General features: G+C 66.4%; 1 protein-coding gene. It reads left to right on the top strand.

Annotated features, from left to right (window positions below; translation table 11 throughout):
* On the top strand, nucleotides 1–2,520 hold a 2,520-nt coding region (locus J6524_RS36935; RefSeq protein ID WP_225678747.1), incomplete at both ends, for a hybrid sensor histidine kinase/response regulator.

Genomic DNA, 2,520 nt, shown 5'->3' with positions numbered 1-2,520 from the left:
GAGAGCCTGGATACGGTCGACAATCAGTTGGTGCGGTTCGAGCAGGACCCGAGCGACGCGAAGATCCTGGATAACATCTTCCGCTTGGTCCACACCATCAAGGGCACCTGCGGCTTTCTCGGCCTGCCGCGGCTGGAGGCGCTCGCCCATGCCGGCGAGACCTTGATGGGCAAGTTCCGCGACGGCATGCCGGTCAAGGCCGAGGCCGTCACGCTGATCCTGTCCTCGATCGACCGCATCAAGGAGATCCTCGCTGGCCTCGAGGCCACCGAGACCGAGCCGGAAGGCACCGACGAAGACCTGATCGAGCAGCTGCACGCGATGGCCGAGGGCGGCCACCACGTCGCCGAGGCCCATGCGGCGCCGCCGCCGGCGCCGGTGGTCGAGGCGCCGCCGCTTCAGCCCGCGGTGACCAAGGGCACGCTGGTCGAGCAGGTGCTGGAGCGCCCGCTGCGGCCGGGCGAAGTCTCGCTTGACGACCTCGAGCGCGCGTTCCGCGAGACCGCGACCGAAGTCGCGCCGGCGCCGGCCGCCAAGGCCGCGCCTGCATCCGCGCCGGAAGCCGCTGCGGCCAAGGAGAAGACCAAACCCGCCAAGCGCGCCGCCGCCGTGGACGCCGACGGCGAGGTCGCCGACAAGATCGCCAACCAGTCGATCCGGGTCAATGTCGACACCCTCGAACATCTGATGACGATGGTCTCCGAGCTGGTGTTGACCCGCAACCAGCTCTTGGAGATCTCCCGGCGCAACGAGGACACCGAGTTCAAGGTGCCCTTGCAGCGGCTCTCCAACGTCACCGCCGAGCTGCAGGAGGGCGTCATGAAGACGCGGATGCAGCCGATCGGCAATGCCTGGCAGAAGCTGCCGCGCATCGTCCGCGACCTCTCCAGCGAACTCGGCAAGCAGATCGAATTGGAAATGCACGGCGCCGACACCGAGCTCGATCGCCAGGTGCTCGATTTGATCAAGGATCCGCTGACCCACATGGTGCGCAACTCCGCCGACCATGGCCTCGAGACCCCGGCCGAGCGCCTCGCCACCGGCAAGGGCGAGCAGGGCACCATCCGGCTCTCCGCCTATCACGAGGGCGGCCACATCATCATCTGCATCGCCGACAATGGCAGAGGTTTGAACACCGAACGGATCAAGGCGAAAGCGCTGCAGAACGGGCTCGTCACCGAGGCCGAGCTCGAGAAGATGACCGAGGCGCAAGTCCACAAGTTCATCTTCGCGCCGGGCTTCTCGACCGCCGCCCAAGTCACCTCGGTGTCCGGCCGCGGCGTCGGCATGGACGTGGTGCGCACCAATATCGACCAGATCGGCGGCACCATCGACATCAAGAGTGTCGCCGGCGAGGGCTCGTCCGTCACCATCAAGATCCCGCTGACGCTGGCGATCGTCTCCGCCTTGATCGTCGAAGCCGGCGGCGACCGCTTTGCCATCCCGCAGCTCTCGGTGGTCGAACTGGTGCGGGCGCGGGCCAACTCCGAGCACCGCATCGAGCGCATCAAGGACACCGCGGTGTTACGGCTGCGCAACAAGCTGCTGCCGCTGATGCACCTCAAGAAGCTCTTGAAGATCGACGACGGCTCGTCGTCCGACCCCGAGAACGGCTTCATCGTGGTGACGCAGGTCGGCAGCCAGACCTTCGGCATCGTGGTCGACGGCGTGTTCCACACCGAAGAAATCGTGGTCAAGCCGATGTCCACAAAACTGCGGCACATCGACATGTTCTCCGGCAACACCATTTTGGGTGACGGCGCGGTGATCATGATCATCGACCCCAACGGCATTGCCAAGGCGCTCGGCGCCTCCGGCGCCTCGGCCCATGAGATGGCGGACGAGGCCTCCGCCGCGCATGCGATCGGCGGCGAGCAGCTCACCTCGCTGCTCGTGTTCCGCGCCGGCTCGAGCCAGCCCAAGGCGGTGCCGCTCGGCCTCGTCACCCGGCTCGAGGAGATCGCGACCGACAAGATCGAGCTCAGTAATGGCCGCCACATGGTGCAGTACCGCGACCAGCTGATGCCGCTGGTGCAGATGAGCGGGGTCAGCGTGCAGACCTCCGGCGCGCAGCCGATCCTGGTGTTCGCCGACGACGGCCGCTCGATGGGGCTGGTGGTCGACGAGATCATCGACATCGTCGAGGAGCGGCTGCACATCGAGGTCGCCGGCCAGCAGGACGGCATTCTGGGCTCCGCGGTGATCAAGGGCCAGGCCACCGAGGTGATCGACGTCGGCCACTTCCTGCCGATGGCGTTTGCCGACTGGTTCTCGCGCAAGGAGATGCGGGCCTCCTCGACCGCGCAATCGGTGCTGTTGGTCGACGATAGCGCGTTCTTCCGCAACATGCTGGCACCGGTGCTGAAGGCCGCCGGCTACAAGGTGCGGGTCGCGGTCAACGCCCAGGAGGGGCTCGCCGCGCTGCGCTCGGGCCACAGCTTTGACGTGGTGCTGACCGACATCGAGATGCCGGACATGAACGGCTTCGAGTTTGCCGAAGTCATCCGCTCCGACCACAAT

It is taken from the genome of Bradyrhizobium hereditatis (assembly GCF_020329435.1).
Lineage (GTDB): Bacteria > Pseudomonadota > Alphaproteobacteria > Rhizobiales > Xanthobacteraceae > Bradyrhizobium > Bradyrhizobium hereditatis.
Note: the sequence above shows the minus strand (reverse complement) of the source record. Positions and strands in the feature narration are given on the sequence as shown.